Source organism: Apibacter adventoris, assembly GCF_002964975.1.
GTDB lineage: Bacteria > Bacteroidota > Bacteroidia > Flavobacteriales > Weeksellaceae > Apibacter > Apibacter adventoris.
Map to the genome: position 1 here is coordinate 74,073 of NZ_PSZM01000036.1, position 18,569 is coordinate 92,641.

Annotated in this window: 21 protein-coding genes; 8 read left to right on the forward strand and 13 right to left on the reverse strand. The window is 28.4% G+C overall.

Annotation, left to right across the window (positions count from 1 at the left end):
• Positions 1-32 precede the first annotated feature (32 nt).
• Both C4S77_RS05360 and C4S77_RS05365 read right to left on the reverse strand, forming a co-directional pair.
• Positions 33-2,225, reverse strand: coding sequence for a glutamine synthetase III family protein (locus C4S77_RS05360; protein ID WP_105192844.1), 2,193 nt, complete (start codon positions 2,223-2,225; stop codon positions 33-35).
• Between the two features lie 373 nt (positions 2,226-2,598).
• Positions 2,599-3,093 carry a metallophosphoesterase family protein gene (locus C4S77_RS05365; RefSeq protein ID WP_105246812.1) on the reverse strand — a complete coding sequence of 165 codons (495 nt, stop codon included), beginning with the start codon at positions 3,091-3,093 and terminating at the stop codon, positions 2,599-2,601.
• Positions 3,094-3,120: 27 nt separating this feature from the next.
• Here C4S77_RS05365 and truA point away from each other — a divergent pair, with 27 nt between their 5' ends.
• The 4 genes from truA (at position 3,121) to C4S77_RS05385 (ending at position 7,683) form a co-directional block, all read left to right on the forward strand.
• Positions 3,121-3,870, forward strand: a complete 750-nt coding sequence (truA, locus tag C4S77_RS05370; protein WP_105246623.1) for a tRNA pseudouridine(38-40) synthase TruA — start codon at positions 3,121-3,123, stop codon at positions 3,868-3,870.
• Positions 3,860-5,638 (forward strand): ABC transporter ATP-binding protein, encoded by a 1,779-nt coding sequence (locus C4S77_RS05375; RefSeq protein WP_181042830.1) that lies wholly within the window; start codon positions 3,860-3,862, stop codon positions 5,636-5,638. The genes truA and C4S77_RS05375 overlap by 11 nt, the downstream gene beginning before the upstream one ends.
• Positions 5,639-5,761: 123 nt before the next feature.
• Complete coding sequence (locus tag C4S77_RS05380; RefSeq protein ID WP_105246625.1) at positions 5,762-6,580, forward strand: 2,3,4,5-tetrahydropyridine-2,6-dicarboxylate N-succinyltransferase; 819 nt, start codon at positions 5,762-5,764, stop codon at positions 6,578-6,580.
• A 20-nt stretch (positions 6,581-6,600) separates the two neighbouring features.
• Positions 6,601-7,683 carry a glycosyltransferase family 9 protein gene (locus C4S77_RS05385; RefSeq protein WP_105246627.1) on the forward strand — a complete coding sequence of 361 codons (1,083 nt, stop codon included), beginning with the start codon at positions 6,601-6,603 and terminating at the stop codon, positions 7,681-7,683.
• On the opposite strand, the gene C4S77_RS05390 is transcribed toward C4S77_RS05385, so the two are convergent.
• The 3 genes from C4S77_RS05390 to nth are packed head-to-tail and all read right to left on the reverse strand — an operon-like array spanning position 7,657 to position 9,537.
• Positions 7,657-8,040: a DUF423 domain-containing protein gene (locus C4S77_RS05390; RefSeq protein WP_105246629.1), complete on the reverse strand. Its 384-nt coding sequence runs from the start codon at positions 8,038-8,040 to the stop codon at positions 7,657-7,659. The genes C4S77_RS05385 and C4S77_RS05390 overlap by 27 nt on opposite strands.
• A gap of 36 nt (positions 8,041-8,076) precedes the next feature.
• Positions 8,077-8,907 carry a class I SAM-dependent methyltransferase gene (locus tag C4S77_RS05395; protein ID WP_105246631.1) on the reverse strand — a complete coding sequence of 277 codons (831 nt, stop codon included), beginning with the start codon at positions 8,905-8,907 and terminating at the stop codon, positions 8,077-8,079.
• Positions 8,908-8,913: 6 nt separating this feature from the next.
• On the reverse strand, positions 8,914-9,537 hold the full coding sequence (nth, locus tag C4S77_RS05400) for an endonuclease III (RefSeq protein ID WP_105246633.1): 624 nt from the start codon (positions 9,535-9,537) through the stop codon (positions 8,914-8,916).
• Positions 9,538-9,731: 194 nt separating this feature from the next.
• Between nth and C4S77_RS05405 the strand changes: the two genes are divergently transcribed.
• Positions 9,732-10,217: a GyrI-like domain-containing protein gene (locus tag C4S77_RS05405; protein ID WP_105246635.1), complete on the forward strand. Its 486-nt coding sequence runs from the start codon at positions 9,732-9,734 to the stop codon at positions 10,215-10,217.
• A 26-nt stretch (positions 10,218-10,243) separates the two neighbouring features.
• On the opposite strand, the gene C4S77_RS05410 is transcribed toward C4S77_RS05405, so the two are convergent.
• Positions 10,244-11,110 (reverse strand): AraC family transcriptional regulator, encoded by an 867-nt coding sequence (locus tag C4S77_RS05410; RefSeq protein WP_105246637.1) that lies wholly within the window; start codon positions 11,108-11,110, stop codon positions 10,244-10,246.
• Between the two features lie 171 nt (positions 11,111-11,281).
• On the opposite strand from C4S77_RS05410, the gene hemA reads away from it, so the two are divergent.
• On the forward strand, positions 11,282-12,541 hold the full coding sequence (gene hemA / locus C4S77_RS05415; RefSeq protein WP_105246639.1) for a glutamyl-tRNA reductase: 1,260 nt from the start codon (positions 11,282-11,284) through the stop codon (positions 12,539-12,541).
• Between the two features lie 8 nt (positions 12,542-12,549).
• Complete coding sequence (hemC, locus tag C4S77_RS05420; RefSeq protein WP_105246641.1) at positions 12,550-13,461, forward strand: hydroxymethylbilane synthase; 912 nt, start codon at positions 12,550-12,552, stop codon at positions 13,459-13,461.
• Between the two features lie 8 nt (positions 13,462-13,469).
• Here hemC and ribH read toward each other — a convergent pair whose 3' ends face one another.
• The 5 genes from ribH to C4S77_RS05445 all read right to left on the reverse strand — a co-directional run bounded on the left by ribH (position 13,470) and on the right by C4S77_RS05445 (position 16,802).
• Complete coding sequence (gene ribH / locus C4S77_RS05425; protein WP_105246643.1) at positions 13,470-13,952, reverse strand: 6,7-dimethyl-8-ribityllumazine synthase; 483 nt, start codon at positions 13,950-13,952, stop codon at positions 13,470-13,472.
• Positions 13,952-14,662 (reverse strand): tetratricopeptide repeat protein, encoded by a 711-nt coding sequence (locus tag C4S77_RS05430; RefSeq protein WP_105246645.1) that lies wholly within the window; start codon positions 14,660-14,662, stop codon positions 13,952-13,954. The genes ribH and C4S77_RS05430 overlap by 1 nt, the downstream gene beginning before the upstream one ends.
• A 41-nt stretch (positions 14,663-14,703) precedes the next feature.
• Positions 14,704-15,363 carry a leucyl/phenylalanyl-tRNA--protein transferase gene (gene aat / locus C4S77_RS05435; protein WP_105246647.1) on the reverse strand — a complete coding sequence of 220 codons (660 nt, stop codon included), beginning with the start codon at positions 15,361-15,363 and terminating at the stop codon, positions 14,704-14,706.
• Positions 15,364-15,435: 72 nt separating this feature from the next.
• A complete protein-coding gene (locus tag C4S77_RS05440; RefSeq protein WP_105246649.1) occupies positions 15,436-15,819 on the reverse strand; it encodes a DUF3127 domain-containing protein in 384 nt (127 codons plus the stop codon).
• 143 nt (positions 15,820-15,962) lie between these two features.
• Positions 15,963-16,802 (reverse strand): OmpA/MotB family protein, encoded by an 840-nt coding sequence (locus C4S77_RS05445; RefSeq protein ID WP_105192876.1) that lies wholly within the window; start codon positions 16,800-16,802, stop codon positions 15,963-15,965.
• Positions 16,803-16,906: 104 nt separating this feature from the next.
• Here C4S77_RS05445 and C4S77_RS05450 point away from each other — a divergent pair, with 104 nt between their 5' ends.
• Positions 16,907-17,674: an alpha/beta fold hydrolase gene (locus C4S77_RS05450; protein WP_105246651.1), complete on the forward strand. Its 768-nt coding sequence runs from the start codon at positions 16,907-16,909 to the stop codon at positions 17,672-17,674.
• A gap of 9 nt (positions 17,675-17,683) precedes the next feature.
• Here C4S77_RS05450 and tsaB read toward each other — a convergent pair whose 3' ends face one another.
• Positions 17,684-18,352 (reverse strand): tRNA (adenosine(37)-N6)-threonylcarbamoyltransferase complex dimerization subunit type 1 TsaB, encoded by a 669-nt coding sequence (gene tsaB, locus C4S77_RS05455; RefSeq protein ID WP_105246653.1) that lies wholly within the window; start codon positions 18,350-18,352, stop codon positions 17,684-17,686.
• Positions 18,353-18,363: 11 nt separating this feature from the next.
• Positions 18,364-18,558 carry a hypothetical protein gene (locus tag C4S77_RS13010; RefSeq protein WP_105246655.1) on the reverse strand — a complete coding sequence of 65 codons (195 nt, stop codon included), beginning with the start codon at positions 18,556-18,558 and terminating at the stop codon, positions 18,364-18,366.
• Between the last annotated feature and the right edge of the window lie 11 nt (positions 18,559-18,569).

Sequence of the window (18,569 nt, forward strand, 5' to 3'; positions counted from 1 at the left end):
GATCCATTTTTTATTGAAACTTTTTAAGTAATTTATCTTATTGTAAATAATAATTCTCTATATTTAGTAAGAGGCCACATTTCGTTATCAATAAGCATTTCCAAAGCATCAGAATGTTCCCTTATTAAACTAAAAATAGGTTTTACTTTATTACAAAATGCTTCAGCCTGTTTAGCCGGGTTTGTAATATTAATGGCTTTATCCCTTTCAGTAAATAATTTATCAACATTACTTTTAATCTCTGTAATATGTGTAGATATTCTTTTAATTAAATCCAGTTGTTCCGTACACATAGACTTCATTTCCTTTTCACCGAAAATTTCTTTAAGTCCTTTGGCGTTTTCAATAAGTTTTGTTTGATAATCAACGGCAACAGGTATAATATGATTTCTGGCAATATCACCTAGTACTTTAGCCTCAATAGAAATCATTTTAGAATATTTTTCTAATTTAATTTCATTTCTAGCTTCAATTTCTTTATGGCTTAATATTTCTAATTCTTCATAAATAGAAATAAATTTCTTTTCTAATTCAAATTTTAAAGCTTCTGGAGTAGTTTTTCTATTTTCCAAACCTCTTTTTTTGGCTTCTTTTACCCAATCATCGCTATATCCGTCACCTTCAAAAAGAATATTTTTAGACTCTTTAATATAATCTCTTAAAACATTAAAAATAGCTTCATCTTTTTTCAATCCTTTTTCAATTAAGGTATCTACTTCTTTTTTAAATTTTCTTAATTGATAGGCAACAATTGCATTTAATACAGTCATAGGTTCACCACAATTAGCTTGAGAACCTACTGCTCGGAATTCAAATTTATTTCCTGTAAATGCAAATGGCGATGTTCTATTTCGATCAGTATTATCTAATAATAACTCTGGGATTTTACCTACTACATTTAGTTTTAAATCTGTTTTTTCATCAGGAGATAGTTTTCCTTTAGTTACCTTTTCCAATTCGTCTAACACATTTGTTAATTGGGAGCCTATAAAGACAGAGATAATAGCAGGAGGAGCTTCATTAGCACCTAATCTATGATCATTACCTGCTGAGGCGATAGCAGCTCTTAATAAATCTCCATTATCATGAACAGCCTTAATTGTATTTACGAAGAAAGTTAAAAATTGAAGATTTTTTTTAGGATTTTTTCCTGGGCTTAAAAGATTATCACCCGTATTGGTACTTAAAGACCAATTATTATGTTTTCCACTTCCATTGACACCATCAAAAGGTTTTTCATGCAAAAGAATATTTAATCCATGTCTACGGCTTACCTTTTTCATAACATCCATTAATAAAGAATTGTGATCTACAGCTAAATTAGCTTCCTCAAAGAGAGGTGCCAGTTCAAACTGATTAGGGGCAACTTCATTATGTCTGGTAGTTACAGGAATTCCTAGTTTCATACAATCAATTTCTAATTCCTTCATGAAATTTCTTACTCGAGTAGGAATGGAACCAAAATAATGATCTTCTAATTGTTGCCCTTTAGCAGGAGCATGCCCCAAAAGAGTTCTTCCGGTAAGCACTAAATCTGGACGTGTTTGGAATAATGATGAATCAATTAAAAAATATTCTTGTTCCCAGCCTAAAGTTGAATGTACTTTTGTAACATTTTTGTCAAAATAAGATTGACAAACATCTGTAGCTGCCTCATCAACCGCTTGTAAAGCTTTTAATAAAGGAGTTTTATAATCTAATGTTTCTCCAGTATAAGAAACAAATACAGACGGGATACATAAAGTGGTATCTATAATAAAAGCAGGAGAAGTAGGATCCCATGCAGTGTATCCTCTAGCCTCAAAAGTATTTCTTATTCCTCCATTAGGAAAGCTGGAAGCATCAGGTTCTTGTTGAATTAATAAAGATCCATTAAATCTTTCAATAGCTCTGCCTTCGCCGATAGGTGTAAAAAATGAATCATGCTTTTCAGCAGTTTCTCCTGTTAAGGGCTGAAACCAATGGGTATAGTGCGTAACTCCTTTAGATAGAGCCCAATCTTTCATTGCAACAGCAATTTGATCAGCAATCTCACGATTGATTTTCTTACCAAATTTGATGGCATCTAATATGCTTTGATAAGCATCTTTCGTTAAATATTCTCTCATAGTTGATTCTGAGAATACATGTTCACAATATAATTCAGATAATTTTTTAGGAACTTCTATGCGTCTAGGTTGCAAATAAGGAAGTTTTTTTAGAGCGGAAAATCGTAAAGTTGACATAAAGCTATATTTTTTATAGGACAAATATAAAAATAAAATTAAAATAAAATTAAAACACCCCTAATTTTTACCCACATTATCTTATTTTTTTATATTTATCCTATTTAAATAATTTTTTCAAGTAAATAAAAGTTGATAAGAAATACTTTAAATTAAAGAACGGGGATAAAACATTGAAATTAAGTTCTAATTTATTTTTTAAATTTAAATATTTTTAATATTTCTATATTTGATTAGACATGTTAAAAAGATAAAATTAAATGTCTTAAAGTTATTTGCTTTAGTGTTATTTAAATAATGAAGTATATAAAATGTATAAGTTTTTTATAATATGATAATTATTTTTTTAATATTAATGATTTAGATAAAATATTTAACGTTTAAACTCAATTACTTCCAAATTTTGTATTTTATTTTTATCTATTTCAAATCGAAGCATAGTACGTACTTTGTGAAAACCATAAATACCTATAGCTCCAGGATTCATGTGCAGTAAATTTAGTTTTTTATCATTCATTACTTTTAATATATGGGAATGACCACATATAAAAAGTTTTGGTGGAGATTTATATATTTTTTCTCGTATGGACGGTGCATATTTTCCTGGATATCCACCAATGTGAGTAATCCATACATCTACATTTTCACAAAAAAAACGTTGATTTAGAGGGAATTCTTTTCTTATTTCTGTTCCATCGATATTTCCATATACAGCACGAAATACTGGAGAAATCTTTTGTAAAGCTTCAGAAACTTTTATATCTCCAATATCCCCTGCATGCCATACTTCATCTGCTTGTGAGGCGTAATGTAAAATTTTTTCATCGATATAAGAATGACTATCTGAGAGAAGTAAAATTTTTTTCAATATTTTTGCATTAAAAATACAATAAATTTGCGTTATTTCATACAATTTTCTTACAATGGAACTCATTATTATGGATATCAACGTCAACCGGAGCAAATTTCCATACAAGAAATAATAGAAAAGTCACTCAGTTTACTACTTAATAAGGAAATTAAAACTATTGGAGCAGGAAGGACTGATACTGGGGTTCATGCAAAAGAAATGTTTGCACATTTTGATTATGACGATGATATTCCCAAAAACTTGGTTAAAAGATTAAATTCTTACCTACCTTCAGATATTGCAATTAGAAATATTTTTAAAGTTTCAAATTCAGCCCATGCTCGTTTTGATGCATTAAAACGGACCTATAAATATTACATATCTACTTATAAAAATCCTTTTAAACAAGAGTTTCACGCTCAGTTTTATTATTATGATTTTAGAATAGATAAAATGAATGAATCTGCCCAATTGCTATTGCATTATAAAGATTTTACAAGTTTTTCTAAACTTCATGCAGATAATAAAACGAATAATTGTAATATTTATAAAGCTTTTTGGGAACAGAAAGAGGAAGAGCTTATTTTTACTATTTCTGCAAATCGATTTTTACGAAATATGGTACGGGCTATTGTAGGAACTTTAATAGATGTAGGCAGAGGAAAGTTAGATGTTGAAAATTTTAGACAAATTATTGAAAAAAAGGACCGTAAATTTGCCTCTACTTCTGCTCCGGCTCAAGGACTAACCTTGGTGGAAATTGAATATCCGGAAAGTATTTATCATGAAAAATAGACCCAAAAATAAAATTTCTGAAGTAGGTACAGGGCAAGCGCTTTCCCGTTTGGTAAAGTTGGGTAGCCAAAACACATTTTGGTTTTATTCTACAATATTTGTAGCCATAATTTTAGCGTTTGTTTCCTCTTATCGCCCAGTTTTAATTAGTAGAACTATTGACATAGATATTTTAAAAAATAAAAGTTATTCAGATTTATATCAAACTTTATTATTTATTTTTTTATTGCTTATAGCCGAAGTCGTTTTTCAATTTTTATTAGTTTATTCTTCAAATTTTGTAGCACAGAATGTAATACGAAGTTTAAGGATTAAATTGTATAAGAAATTGATTTATTTTAAATCGGCTTTTTTTGATAGAACGCCTATAGGAGTATTAGTAACTCGATCAGTTTCCGATATAGAAACTATTTCTACAATTTTCACTGATGGTATTTTAATGGTATTGGGAGATATTTTACGGATTATTTTTGTTGTAGGAACAATGTATTGGATTAATTGGGAATTAGCAACCATAGCTATGTTTATTTTTCCTATTATGCTGATAATAACCAGAGTTTTTCAAAAAGCAATTAAGAAGGCTTTTTCAGAAGAAAGAACTCAAACTGCCAATCAAAATACTTTTGTACAAGAAAGATTAACAGGAATGACAATTGTTCAGGTTTTTAATCAACAAAATAGAGAATATAATAATTTTTTCAAAATAAATGAGAAATTAGAAAAAGCATATTTAAAGACTGTTTTTTACTTTTCACTTTTTTTCCCTATTGTAGATATTATTACAGGAATTGCTATTGGGGTCATGATCTGGTATGCTGGATATGATGCATTGACTGCTCATAATATTTCTCCGGGAGTTGTAATTGCCTTTACCACTTCATACATTAATATGCTTGTTCGACCAATGCGACAGATAGCAGATAGGTTTAATACAATACAAAGAGGGATTGTTGGTGCAGAAAGAGTTTTTACAGTTTTAGATTCCAATCATGAAATTCCTGATATGGGAAATGTAAAAAAAGATTTTATTAAAGGGGATATCCGTTTTGAAGATGTATCTTTTTCCTATAAAGAAGGAGAAGAAATATTACAAAATTTGTCTTTTAATGTTTCCAGCGGTGAAAAGGTAGCTATTGTTGGAGCAACCGGAGCAGGTAAATCCACAATTATAAATTTATTGAGTCGCTTTTACGATATTTCAGGTGGGCATATTTACATAGACGGAACAGATATAAAAGAATATAAATTACAGAATTTGCGTTCTCATATTGCCGTAGTTTTACAGGATGTATTTTTATTTAATGATACGATATTGGAAAATATTTCTCTTGGAAATAAAAATATAACATATGATGAGGTACGTAAAGCAGCTAAAGAAATACAAATTGATGATTTTATTATGAGCCTTCCAAATGGATATAATTATGAAGTGAGTGAAAGAGGGTCCTCTATTTCCTTGGGGCAAAGGCAATTAATATCTTTTTTACGTGCTTATTTATACAATCCTTCTATTTTAGTCTTGGATGAGGCTACATCCTCTATAGATACGAAATCCGAGGAATTATTACAAAGTGCTACTGATAAACTTACAGGTAACCGGACTTCAATTATTATTGCTCACCGATTAGCTACCATAAAAAATGCTGATAAAATTATTGTCATGGATCATGGAAAGATAATTGAAATAGGAAAGCATAAAGATCTTTTAGAGAAAGGGGGATATTATAAAAAATTATATGATGCCCAATTTTTAAATGAAATAAAATAAAGTATTTATTTTAGGTTATTTAGAGTATACATCATAATTTTATATATGAATATAAAGAATATAAATGAAAATAACATTTAAGACTAATGTGAAATTATTAAATTTGCCATTTAAAAAAAGAATATGAAAGATTTACAACATACTATTGAAAAAGTTTGGGAATACCGTTCTCTGTTATCTGAAAGCAAATACCATACGGCAATTAATGAAGTGATAGAGTTATTAGATTCAGGGAAATTGAGAGTAGCAGAACCTTTAGGAGATGGTAAATGGCAGGTAAATGAATGGGTAAAAAAGGCAGTAGTATTATATTTCCCGATTAAAAATATGGAAACTTTTGAAATAGGTATTTTTGAATTTCATGATAAAATTCCATTGAAGAGAGATTATGCGGCAAAAGGAGTAAGAGTAGTTCCCGGGGCTACAGCAAGAAAAGGTGCTTATATTTCTAAAGGGGTTATTATGATGCCATCATATGTGAATATTGGAGCTTATGTTGATGAAGGAACTATGGTAGATACCTGGGCAACAGTAGGAAGTTGCGCACAAGTTGGGAAAAATGTACACCTAAGTGGAGGAGTAGGAATTGGTGGGGTTTTAGAACCTTTACAAGCAGCTCCGGTTATTGTAGGTGATAATTGTTTTATTGGTTCTAGGTGTATAGTAGTGGAGGGAGTACAAGTTGGAGATGAAGCGGTTTTAGGCGCAAATGTAACATTAACGGCATCAACTAAAATTATAGATGTTTCAGGTTCAGAACCTATTGAATATAAAGGTTATGTTCCACCAAGATCAGTAGTAATTCCCGGTTCTATAACTAAAAAATTTCCTGCTGGAGAATACGGTGTATCTTGTGCTTTGATTATAGGTAAAAGAAAAGAAAGTACAGATAAAAAAACATCTTTAAATAATGCTTTACGAGAACATAACGTCTCTATATAGTTTATGAAAAAGTTAGGCTTGTGAAAGCTCTGATTATACAGTATAAAAACATAGGAGATGTTTTAGTTTCCAGTGTAATTGCTAATAACCTAAAAAAAATATATCCACATAGTAAGATTGATTTTTTATGTTATAAGAGATATATGGGAGTCTTACAAAAGAATCCTAATATCGATAGAATTATAGCTCTAGACAGTAATCGTGTAAGGTCTTTATTTTTTTTATATAAATATATTAAATTAATAAAAAGTGAAAAATATGATATCTTAATAAATCTATCTCAAAATTTGAGTAGTTTTTTATTTACTATATTTTCTAAATCGCAAAAGAAATATGGTTTTTCGCAAAATTTATTTAATAAAATTTATGATAAAACATTTACAAAAGTTACCGTTCCGGTTACACAAACCTGTAATCTATTAGAAAACAGGTTAGTTGTAATAGAGGAATTTTTAAAAGATAATCCGGTTCCTATAGATCCACAAGCAAAAATATATCTTACAGAACAAGAAATAAAGGAGGCCAAAGAAAAAATGATTAATTCCGGGATTCGATTTACCCGGCCTATAATTATGTTAGGAGTATTAGGTTCTAATGTTAAAAATACATGGACTTTAGGTAATATGGCTAAATTTATAGATTTTATATGGGTAAATTATCGAGCAGATTTATTGTTTAATTATTTACCCTCACAATATAAACAGATAAATGAATTACTTTCATTACTTAATGCAAACACAAAGGTATTTGTACAGCCTGTAGGAAAAACAGTTAGGGAATATGCTTCTTTTATGCAAAATTGTACTTTATTTATGGGCAATGATAGCAGAGCTGTTTTAATTGCGAAGGCACTCCAAAAACCTACATTTACTATTTATCCTCCATATGTTCATAGAAAAGATGTAGCCTGCTATGAAAATACAAGTCTCCATCAAAGCGTCCATTTACAGGATTTTTTACCTAATTTATTTGATGATTTTTATCAAAGTGAGTTGAAAAAAGATTCCTCAAAATTTTATCTTATGTTGTCTAATGATTTTGTTATCTTAAAAGTTAAGCCTTTTATTAAAGAGCATTTATCTATATTTAAAAAAGTAAAATAATAAGCATACCCATCCTAAAATCATAAATACTCCTCCAATAGGAGTAATAGGTCCAAGAATTTTTAAATTTATATTCCAGTATTCTGAAAAAGATAAAAAATAGATACTCACAGAAAATAGAAAAGTTCCGATTATAATTCCCCAACTGGCCCATTTTTCTAATCCTGTAGTAAAAGATAAAGAAAACCCTAATATCAATAAAGTTAATGCATGATACATTTGATATCTGACACCGGTTTCGAAGCTTGTTAACTTTTCAACAGAAAGTAATTTTTTAAAAGCATGGGCCCCTAAAGCACCTAAAATAACAGAGGTTAATCCATATAGAGCTCCAAAAATAAGTACAATATTTTTCATTTTTTTAAATTGAAGTTAAATGTAATAAAATTTTGGTTATAATTTTTTACCTTCTAGAAAAAGCATAGGAATAGATAAAGAAATTTGTTTATGCTCCTCAGCGTAAATATTCAGATTGTATTCTAATTTTTTGAATATTTTTGGAATTGCAGAATCAGGAAATAGAGAAAACCAAGAGCTAAGCCAGCCACATTTTATAAAATGATGGTTTAAAAAAGCAGTTCCGTTTAAAAAATTCATGGTGAATTGACTTTCAATACTATTTGTAATAGAAAAACCTTGATTTACGAATAATTTTGAAATATTTTCCTTTGTACCTCGTTGTATTTGTTCTTGATGTAAATTATCAATTAAATAAGGATATTTACATTCATGTAAAGTGGATTCGAAAATAGAGTAAAATTCTTTCCAATGTCCATATAAATTGGTAGTTATAGCTAATTTTCCGTTAATCTTCAGAACACGTAAGCATTCTTGGAGAATTAACTCTTTATTTTTAAAATTATTAATACCTAAATTTGATACAATCAAATCAACAGATTTTTCTTTGAAGGGAAGTTTTTCAGCAGATTGTTCTATTATTTCGACATTAAATAAATTATATTCTTTTATTTTTTGTTTTGCTTTTTTATTTGCATTTTCCCAAGGGTCTATACCATAAATTTTAGAAGAATTTCCTAAACGTTCGGCTATTTCCAATAAAGGAAAGCCTGTTCCCGAACCTAAATCAATTACTGTTAAATTAGGTTTTAATTTTATATTATCTAGTAATAAGAATCCAAATCTGGAACTCCATAGAGGAGCTTCATCAAAAGTATTTATACAATTACTTGAATCTATAAATTCATACGACAAAAAATCATTCATAATATGCTAATTTTCTAATAAGTGTCTGGTAATAAAGTCTTTTTCCAGGCTCCAACCTCTTGCCGGAGAATATTCCCGTCCATAGAAAATAATTTGTATATGTAACTTATTCCACAATTCTTTGGGAAATAAACGTTTTGCATCTTTTTCAGTCTCTTCTACGTTTTTTCCATTAGTAAGTTTCCAAAGTTTCATAAGTCTATGTATATGGGTATCTACAGGAAATGCAGGATGTCCAAATCCTTGACTCATTACAACCGAAGCTGTTTTATGACCAACTCCTGGTAATGCTTCCAATTCATCAAAACTTTCAGGAACTTCTCCATTATATTTTTCTACTAATATATTGGCTAATTTATGTATGTTTTTCGATTTAGTATTAGATAAACCTATTTCTTTAATATATTCTTTAATTTCCCATTCTGGTAATTCTGCCATTTTAAAAGCATTTGGAGCAACTTTATAAAAAGCAGGTGTTACCTCATTTACTTTTTTATCGGTTGTTTGTGCTGATAATAATACTGATATTAATAATGTAAAAATATCCTGATGTTCCAATGGCGCGATAGGGTTAGGATAAAGTTTGTTTAATTCTTTTATAATATATTCTATTTTTTCTTTTTGCTTCATTAGGTTGTTGTTTTTATCAGCTTTTAAAAGTAATAAATTTATTAATGAGATTTATTAGTTAAAATTTAATACTTCTTGATTTATATTCAATGTGTGTAAAAAAAATGTTTTTTTATTTTTAGTGATTTTTTATAAATATAATTCATAAAAGTATGAATACATATTTTTCATATATTTAATTATAATTAAAATAAATGCACTTAAAGCCACAAATAAAGATATTACATAAAAAAAAATTAATTGGTTTAAATATAGAAATTTCATTTTCTAATAATTTGACTTATGATTTATGGCAAAGTTTTATGAAAAGAAAAAAAGAAATTAAAAATGTTTTTTCTCAGGATTTATTTTCTATGCAAATCTATCCTGAAAATTTTGATTTTAATCCAACAGTTAAATTTATAAAATGGGCTGCTGTAGAAGTTATTCAAATAAGTAAAATTCCTGAAGGTATGGATAGTTTTATTTTTTCTGGGGGACTATATGCTGTTTTTCATTATAAAGGATCTAGTGAAGACATTTCTATATTTAAAACTATATTTAATGAATGGCTTCCTAAATCTAAATATATTGTTGATAATAGAAGACCTCATTTTGAGGTTTTAGGACAAAAATATAAAAATAATAATTTAAATTCAGAAGAAGATATTTACATTCCTATTAAGTTAAAAACAAATTAAATTTTAATACTTATAATAAAAAAAAATTATTTCATCATCCATTGCTTAGGGGTAATTCCATATTTTTTTTTAAAAGCCTCAATAAAATGACTGGGATTTTCATACCCCAAATCATACGCAATTTCTTTTACCTGTTTAACTTTCATATCTAATTTATCTTTTCCAATTTCCAATTTTGTATCTAAGATGAAACTTGAAATTGTTTTGCCATAAAGTTTTTTAAATCCTTCCTTAATTTTGTATTCACTTAATCCTACAGTGTATGAAATTGATTTTAAAGTAGGAGGGGAAGCTATATTATCCATGAGCAATTTTTTAATTTCATTTAATTGTAAAACCAATTTATCATCCATTTTTTTGTTTTCTTGTTCTTTTTTATTACTACTGGAAAAGTAATGAATAAGTATTTCGTGGAGTTTTAAAGTCAGATATAAATTTTCAAATTCACAATCTAAAATATAGTCTTCTAGTTGCGAAATAATAAGTTTTTCCTGAATACTTAAAGGTTTTTCAATATAACTGTTTTCATAAATTTTATTTTTAATAAATGGAATTTTTTCAGAATACCCTTTAAAATAAGATATCAAATTTTGAATAGTTATAACAAAAATAACTAGCTTGGATTTTTTAGATAAGCTTATATTAATGGGGATATCAATGTTAGGATTGTAGAGTAATAAAGAATAACCATCTTTCAATAAATATTGATTTTCATTTTCAAAATGAAATGTAGCTCTCCCTTTTGTACAAAAATAAAATTGTACAAACCGTTTATCTACCGGCTTAGAAATTGTATCGGTTAAAACAGTGTAATTGTCAATTAGTGCGAGATAAATATCAGATCCTATTTTATTTTCTCTAATCCTACTTTTAAAGGTATTTTTTAATTCCATGATCCTATTTAAAAAAACAAGTAATAATCAATCTTTATATGAATAGGTGCTATAAAATCGGTTATTTAGACTTATTCCAAACTTTGTAAAATTGATTTTTACCGGCATTTTTTTGTAAATATAGGTATTTTATAAATTTTGTGAACAATATATTTGTGTGCATTTAATAGCATGGAAAAAAATAAGCTAAATAATAATAAATATAATTTTTATGCAATTAGCCTAAGTTATGAAAAGGCTGAAGCAAAAATTCGAGGAAAATTTAGTTTTCCTTCAGATTTAGTTGAATCATTCTGCGATAAGATTAATTTGTTTTTTCCTACAACTAAATTATTTATACTTTCTACATGCAATCGTACAGAATTATATGTACAGTCTGAAAGTGTGAATGATGTAATTACATTATTTTGTCAACACATTCATGTATCTGAAGAGGATTATAAAAAATATATTTCTGTTTATAAAGAACAAGATGCTATTAGTCATTTTTTACGAGTTTCAGCAGGCCTAGAAAGTCAAATATTAGGTGATTTTGAAATTATTGGTCAGGTAAAAACATGGTTTAAAAGATTTAAAAAACACCATACAACCAATGCTTTTTTAGAAAGGTTAGTAAATACCGGCATACAAACATCTAAAAAAATTAAAAGTACAACTGCATTAAGCAATGGAGCGACTTCTATGTCTTATGCTGCTGTACATTATATATTAAATAATTATTCCCAACTTTCGGATAAAAAAATTGCATTAATAGGCATTGGAAAAATAGGGAGAAATACTTGTGAAAATTTATTAAAACATATAAAGAAACCACAAATAACACTCTTAAACAGAACTTTTACCAAAGCCAAAGAGATGGCAGATGCATTTAATTTACAGGTAAAAGATTATTCTGAATTACATACCGTTGTTAATGAATCAGATATTATTATCGTTTCTACAGGAGCCCCTTTCCCAATTATTAGAAAAGAAAATTTTATTCCTAATAAATCGGTCACTTTAATAGATTTATCTATTCCTGCTAATATTTCTGTTTCACTTAAAGATTTTCCTCAGGTCACCCTATTAAATGTTGATGATCTTTCTCAAATAATCAATAAAACTTTTGAGCAAAGAAATAAAGAAATACCTAAAGCAGAAGCTATTATTAAAGAAATGATGAAAGAGTTTATAATTTGGGTTGAAAACAGGAAGTATGTGCCAGTTATACATGCGTTTAAAAATGATTTAGAAAGAATTAAAGATTATCAAGTGAAAACTTTAAAAAAAGATCAGATAGAGGTATCAAATGAAGAAATTGTACTTTCAGAGAAAGTTGTACAAAAAATAACAAATAAGTTGGCAAACTATTTAATAAAAAATCCCGAGAAAGCAGACGATACTATAGGCTTGTTTAAAGAAATGTTTCAACTACAAATTTCTAATTTCTAAAATTTTTTATGAATCTGATTCGAATTGGTACCCGAAAAAGTCCCTTAGCAATGTGGCAAGCATATGCCGTAGAACAGAAATTAAAGAAACAAGGTTATTTAACAAAAGTAATTCCTATATCTTCACATGGAGATAAAAATTTAATACAACCTTTATATCGAATGGATATAGTAGGTGTTTTCACCAAAGATTTAGATATAGCATTATTAAATAATGAAGTGGATATTGCTGTACATAGTCTAAAAGATGTTCCGACTATTTTGCCGGATTCTATTGAAATTACGGCTTTTTTAGAAAGAGATTATGAACAAGATATATTAATAAGAAATTCTAGCAGTTCTAAAAATACAGGAAATTTTAATGATTTATATGTTGGTTGTAGTAGTTTAAGAAGAAGAGCTTTTTGGAAATCTCAGTATCCTAATGTAATATTTGGTGATATAAGAGGAAACATCCAGACCCGATTAAATAAATTAGAATCTGAAAATTTTGATGCAACAATTTTTTCCCTAGCAGCTATAAAAAGATTAAATATACCTTTGTCTTATGAAGTTTTAGACTTTATTATTCCGGCCCCATCGCAAGGTGTAATTGCTGTAACATCATTAAAGACAAATACAGAAATAAAAAAAGCAGTAAATAAAATAAATCATAAAAAGACACAAATTTGTGTACAAATAGAAAGGAGTTTTTTAAATGAATTAGAAGGAGGATGTACAGCACCTGTTGGGGCAATAGCTAAAATAGAGGGAGAAAATGTGCATTTTAAAGCAGGAATAGTATCTTTAGAAGGAAATGATAAAGTATTATTAAATGAGGTATTCCCATTTGTTAATAGCGAACTGCATGGGAAAAAATTAGCTGATAAAGCTAAAAAAATGGGTGCAGATAAAATTATTGAAGAAATAAAAATAAAATAGTTTTAATGCTAACGTTCTTCTTTTAACGTTGCCATTCTTAAAGCAACTACTCCGGCTTCAACTCCTTTATTACCAAATTTACCGCCACTTCTGTCTAAAGATTGTTGAATGTGGTTATCGGTAAGTACACAGAAAACAACAGGAGTGTCCATATGTGTGTTTAAATAAGTAATTCCGTTAGTCACACTTTGACATACATAATCAAAATGAGCAGTTTCACCACGAATAACACAACCTATAACAATAACAGCATCATATATATTTTTTTTACACATTTTGGTAGCTCCATAAACCAATTCAATAGAACCAGGAACAAATATTGTATCGATATTACTATCTTTAGCTCCCAGATCTATAAGAGTTTCTACGGCTCCTTTATGCAAATTATGAGTTACTTGTGAATTCCAGTCAGCTACTACAATTCCAAAACGATATGGATGAGCTGATGGTAGTTTGCTTTTTTCGTATGCAGATAAATTATTTGTAGCCATTATTGTTTTCCTGTAGCGTATTTAAGTCTTTCAATATAGGCTTCAACTTCCCCGTTTTGTTCTATATCCGGATATTTATCATGAATAGATTGGAAAAATTCTAAAGCTTTTTCATTTTGATTTAAAGACATTGCTAAAATTCCTGCTTTTTTTCCAAATTGATAAGCTGTAGCAGCATTATTACTTTCTTTTGCAGCTTTAGTTATATAATTCATGGCTTCTGTTGTATTATTAAGCTCTACGTAGGTATCTGCAATTGCTCCGTATTTTACAGCTTTTAAATCTTTATCTGGAGAATCAAAATTTTGGAAATATTCTAAGGCTTTTTGATAATTTCCTTTTTTAAATTGCGTAACTCCGGCATACAGGTAAGCTAATTTTCCTGCTTTAGTATTACTATATTCTTCAGCAATGTCAACAAAACCAGAAATACCACTTGCTTTACCTCCTAACGCTTGATCAATTTTTCCTTCATTATATAAATTTTCTGCATCTACCATTAAATCAGAAGCTTCTATATTTTTAGGAGTAACTACATAATTATCATAAATCACATAACCTAATGCAGCTACAATCACAATACTGAAAAGAATACCAATGGGTTTAGCATATTTTTGTAAAAATTTTTCGCCACTTAAAGCAGAAGTATTTAGAGAATCTAAAATCTCCTTTGTTTCATAGTTTTGATTTTTCCTTCTTCGAATTGACATGGTGCGCCTGATTATATTTAGCGAGCAAATATAGGTATCTATTATTTGAAATGCAAATTTTTAACAGCTTCATCGTCTAGTAGTTCCTTAAATTTCTCTCGAGGAATTTCAACAGCACCTAATTGTGCTAAATAAGAACTATATATTTGACAATCAATTGCTTTGTATTTTTTTGTATATTTATTGACAAAATAAGAAAATCCACATTTTGAAGCATTACTTGCAAGAGAAAACATACTCTCTCCACAAAATATTGTCATAAGGTCTATACCATAAAAACCACCTACTAATTGATTATCTTTCCAAACTTCTACACTTTTAGCAATTCCTCTTTTGTGTAATAGGCAATAAACCTCAATCATTTCAGAGGTAATCCATGTTCCGGATTGTCCTTTTCTTTTTATTTTAGAACAATATTGTATTACCTGTTCAAAACACTGATTTTCGGTAAATTGAAAATAATTGTTTTTTAATAATTTGTGTGTGTTTTTTGAGATTTTTAAATGTTGTGGATAAAGTATAAATCTGGGATTTGGAGACCACCATTGTATAATTTCTCCGGAGTTATACCAAGGGAATATACCTGATTGGTAAGCGAGTAAGAGTCGCTGAGGAGATAAGTCTCCTCCAATTGCCAATAAACCGTTTGGATCAGCATTTGAAATATCAGGGAAAATAAGTTTTTGATTTAATAAATACATTTTTAAAAATTAAAGCACCTAAAAGGTGCTTTATAACAATATTATTAAATTAATTTGTTTCTAATTCATTAATTAAAAAGGTAAGTCATCATCTTCATCTTCTATTACAGGGGATATAGGTGAAGTGGAATTAGGAATTTGTTGAGATAATGGATTGTTAGGTTGTTGAGAAAAAGTTTCCGATTGTAATTTTTCTATTCTCCAACCAGTGAGGCTATTAAAATATTTTGTTTCTCCTTGAGGATTTACCCACTCTCTTCCTCTTATATTTATAGAAATTTTCACATCATCACCTACCTTAAACGGATTGATGATCTCTGTTCTATCGCCTAATAATTCTACTAAAATATGTTGAGGATATTGTTCTTCTGTAGTAATTACAACCTCTCTTTTTTTAAATCCGCTATCAAAGGTTTGTATATCAGAAATTAATTTAATTTTTCCCGCTATTTCCATCATTAATTAATTTTATATGTAGGATACAAAAATATAAAAATAAATTTTAGGTATAAAACAATGTTAATAAGTTTATTGAGAAATAAGAAGAGCCCTCATAAAGGGCTCTTTCTATATGTATAAATTTTATTAGTTTATATTTATTATTTCATTTTTTGATCCATAAGTTGCATAAATTGATCTAATTTAGGAAGAATAACAATTTCTGTTCTCCTATTAATTGCTTTATTTGCAGGGGTATCATTTGAAACTTTTGGTTGATATTGACCATGTCCACCAGCTAACATTCTGGCAGGATCTACGCCAAATTTAGATTGTAATAATTTTACAATAGATGTAGCTCTCATTGCACTTAAATCCCAGTTATCTCTTATACAACCGGAAGCAGAACTTCTAAATGGATCTGTATCTGTATATCCTTGTACTTGAATGTCATAATCTTTATAATCATTAATAATCTTAGCTACTTTGTCTAATACATTTTCTGCACTAGGTAATACCTCATAACTTCCAGATTTATACAACATTTTGTCAGATAAAGAAATAAATACAACTCCTTTTTGTACTTGTACATCTACATCAGAATCGTTTAAATTATCTAATGAACGTTTCAATTTGTTAGATAAAGCTAAATTTAGTGAATCATTCTTCGCTCTAGCTTCTGTTAAACGTTTGATGTAATCATTTGACTCTTTAATCTGTCCGATTAATTTTTCAATATTAATACTTCCTGATTTTCCATTAGCCATACAATCAGCTAAACTTTGTTGAAGTACTTCATTTTGTTTCCTTATTAAGTCCATTTGCTGATCTAAAGAGTTGTTTCTTTCCTGTAGAGTAGCTATAGTTCTGTCTTTATCAACATTCCTTTGCAAACAAGACTCATAGTCAGCTTTCGTTTGTTCAAATTGTTTTTTACTTACTCCGCAAGAAGTAGCTATTAAACCTATAGAGGATAAAAGCATTAATTTTACAATTTTCATAATTAATTTTTTATATATTATTAGGATAACATCAAAAACAAAGCCAAAATGTTGTAATTTTGTAGTTTATTAGTCATTTAAAAATAAAACTAAAAAACACATAAATGCTATATTTCACAGAAAAAGGAAAAGGAAATACAATTGTTTTTCTTCACGGATTTTTAGAAAATCATAAAATATGGGAATATTTTAAAAATGAATTATCAGATAATTATCATGTTGTCTGTATTGATTTACCTGGACATGGTAACTCTGCCAATCTGACAAATGAAGTCAATAGAATGGAAGATATATCAGATAGAGTTAATGAAGTATTAGATTTTTTGAATGTAAAACATGCAATAATTATCGGACATTCTATGGGTGGATATGTATCTTTAGCTTTTGCTGATAAATATAAAACAAAAGTAAATGGATTAGGACTTTTTTATTCTACTCCGTTAGCAGATGATGAGGTTAAAAAAGAACAGAGATTAAAAGCTGCCGAGGTTGCAACTAAAAATCCTAAAGAATTTTTCAGACTTTCAATACCAAACCTTTTTGCACAAAAAAATTTGTCCAAATTAAAATCTGAAATTGAAGAAGCTATTTCATGGGCTACTCAAACTTCTTTAGTGGGCATTTCTGCATCTTTAAAGGGAATGAGATTAAGGTTAGATCGTACTGAGGTAATTAAGAATTTAGGAAAACCGGTTTTTGTTATTGCTGGAGAATATGATAATGCAGTAAAGACGGAAGAATTAAAAAAAGCAATCAAAGATTTTCCAAATGTTTCATATTATACCCTTCCTACAGGTCACATGGGTATGTTGGAAGCTTCAGAAGAAAGTTTACAAGTAATTAAAGCGTGGCTTAAAGAAAATAATTTATAAAAAATAAATTTATTTACCCCATTCTTTTAGATAAAGAGGATCAAAGTAAGCAACATTTTCAAATCCTTTTTGTTGATACTTTTCGTAAGATAATTGACTCATATTTTTTGCAGATGGATAGGATAATATAAAAGAAGCTTGTTCAAAATTTAAATTATGATCTTGAAAAAAATTTTCAGTTTTAACTGTAGCATCACCAATAAAAAGAATTTTTTTATTTCTATAATTTTCAAAAGAATGTTTATTTAGGATATGAGGATGTGTTTTCTCTATCATATCCCCTTTAGAATTAAAAATGGTTGTATATATTTCCATTCTACGAGCATCCATTATAGGAATGATAAATTCATATTCTTGTCTGAAGTAAGGATAAGCCAAGAAATGTAAAGAATTTAGCGCAATTAAAGGGATATCATTTCCAAAACAAAGTCCTTTAGCGGAAGCTAATCCGATTCTTAATCCAGTATAAGATCCCGGCCCCATTCCAATAGCTACGGCATGGATTTCTTTTAATTCTAATTCTGCACCTTCCAAGGCCCATAAAATAAAAGTATGTAAGTTTTCACTATGTTTAAAATCAGGAGAAATTTCTTCACATAAACAATTTAGTTTTCCATCTGTGCCTATTGAGACAGAGCTGTTTTTAGATGTAGTTTCTATTTGAAGTATATGAGTCATTAGAAAAATTATTATTTTTTCCTTTTTATATAATTTACAATAATCTGAATAAGAATAGCAATAATACCTATACCAAGATAAATAGAAGCAAAAAATTTATTTTGCTCTAAATTTCCATTTTTATTTATGTACCAAAAAAATGCTCTTACAATAAAATAAATGCCAATAATAAATGCAATAAAATTCGCTAAAAAAATTTTTTTCATATAAATTTATA

Excerpts from the sequence above, each read along its gene's own strand:
- C4S77_RS05360 (WP_105192844.1), bottom strand. The coding sequence starts at position 2,225 with ATGTCAACTTTACGATTTTCCGCTCTAAAAAAACTTCCTTATTTGCAA.
- C4S77_RS05375 (WP_181042830.1), top strand. The coding sequence starts at position 3,860 with ATGAAAAATAGACCCAAAAATAAAATTTCTGAAGTAGGTACAGGGCAA.
- C4S77_RS05380 (WP_105246625.1), top strand. The coding sequence starts at position 5,762 with ATGAAAGATTTACAACATACTATTGAAAAAGTTTGGGAATACCGTTCT.
- C4S77_RS05390 (WP_105246629.1), bottom strand. The coding sequence starts at position 8,040 with ATGAAAAATATTGTACTTATTTTTGGAGCTCTATATGGATTAACCTCT.
- C4S77_RS05395 (WP_105246631.1), bottom strand. The coding sequence starts at position 8,907 with ATGAATGATTTTTTGTCGTATGAATTTATAGATTCAAGTAATTGTATA.
- nth (WP_105246633.1), bottom strand. The coding sequence starts at position 9,537 with ATGAAGCAAAAAGAAAAAATAGAATATATTATAAAAGAATTAAACAAA.
- C4S77_RS05405 (WP_105246635.1), top strand. The coding sequence starts at position 9,732 with ATGCACTTAAAGCCACAAATAAAGATATTACATAAAAAAAAATTAATT.
- C4S77_RS05410 (WP_105246637.1), bottom strand. The coding sequence starts at position 11,110 with ATGGAATTAAAAAATACCTTTAAAAGTAGGATTAGAGAAAATAAAATA.
- hemA (WP_105246639.1), top strand. The coding sequence starts at position 11,282 with ATGGAAAAAAATAAGCTAAATAATAATAAATATAATTTTTATGCAATT.
- hemC (WP_105246641.1), top strand. The coding sequence starts at position 12,550 with ATGAATCTGATTCGAATTGGTACCCGAAAAAGTCCCTTAGCAATGTGG.
- ribH (WP_105246643.1), bottom strand. The coding sequence starts at position 13,952 with ATGGCTACAAATAATTTATCTGCATACGAAAAAAGCAAACTACCATCA.
- C4S77_RS05430 (WP_105246645.1), bottom strand. The coding sequence starts at position 14,662 with ATGTCAATTCGAAGAAGGAAAAATCAAAACTATGAAACAAAGGAGATT.
- aat (WP_105246647.1), bottom strand. The coding sequence starts at position 15,363 with ATGTATTTATTAAATCAAAAACTTATTTTCCCTGATATTTCAAATGCT.
- C4S77_RS05440 (WP_105246649.1), bottom strand. The coding sequence starts at position 15,819 with ATGGAAATAGCGGGAAAAATTAAATTAATTTCTGATATACAAACCTTT.
- C4S77_RS05445 (WP_105192876.1), bottom strand. The coding sequence starts at position 16,802 with ATGAAAATTGTAAAATTAATGCTTTTATCCTCTATAGGTTTAATAGCT.
- C4S77_RS05450 (WP_105246651.1), top strand. The coding sequence starts at position 16,907 with ATGCTATATTTCACAGAAAAAGGAAAAGGAAATACAATTGTTTTTCTT.
- tsaB (WP_105246653.1), bottom strand. The coding sequence starts at position 18,352 with ATGACTCATATACTTCAAATAGAAACTACATCTAAAAACAGCTCTGTC.
- C4S77_RS13010 (WP_105246655.1), bottom strand. The coding sequence starts at position 18,558 with ATGAAAAAAATTTTTTTAGCGAATTTTATTGCATTTATTATTGGCATT.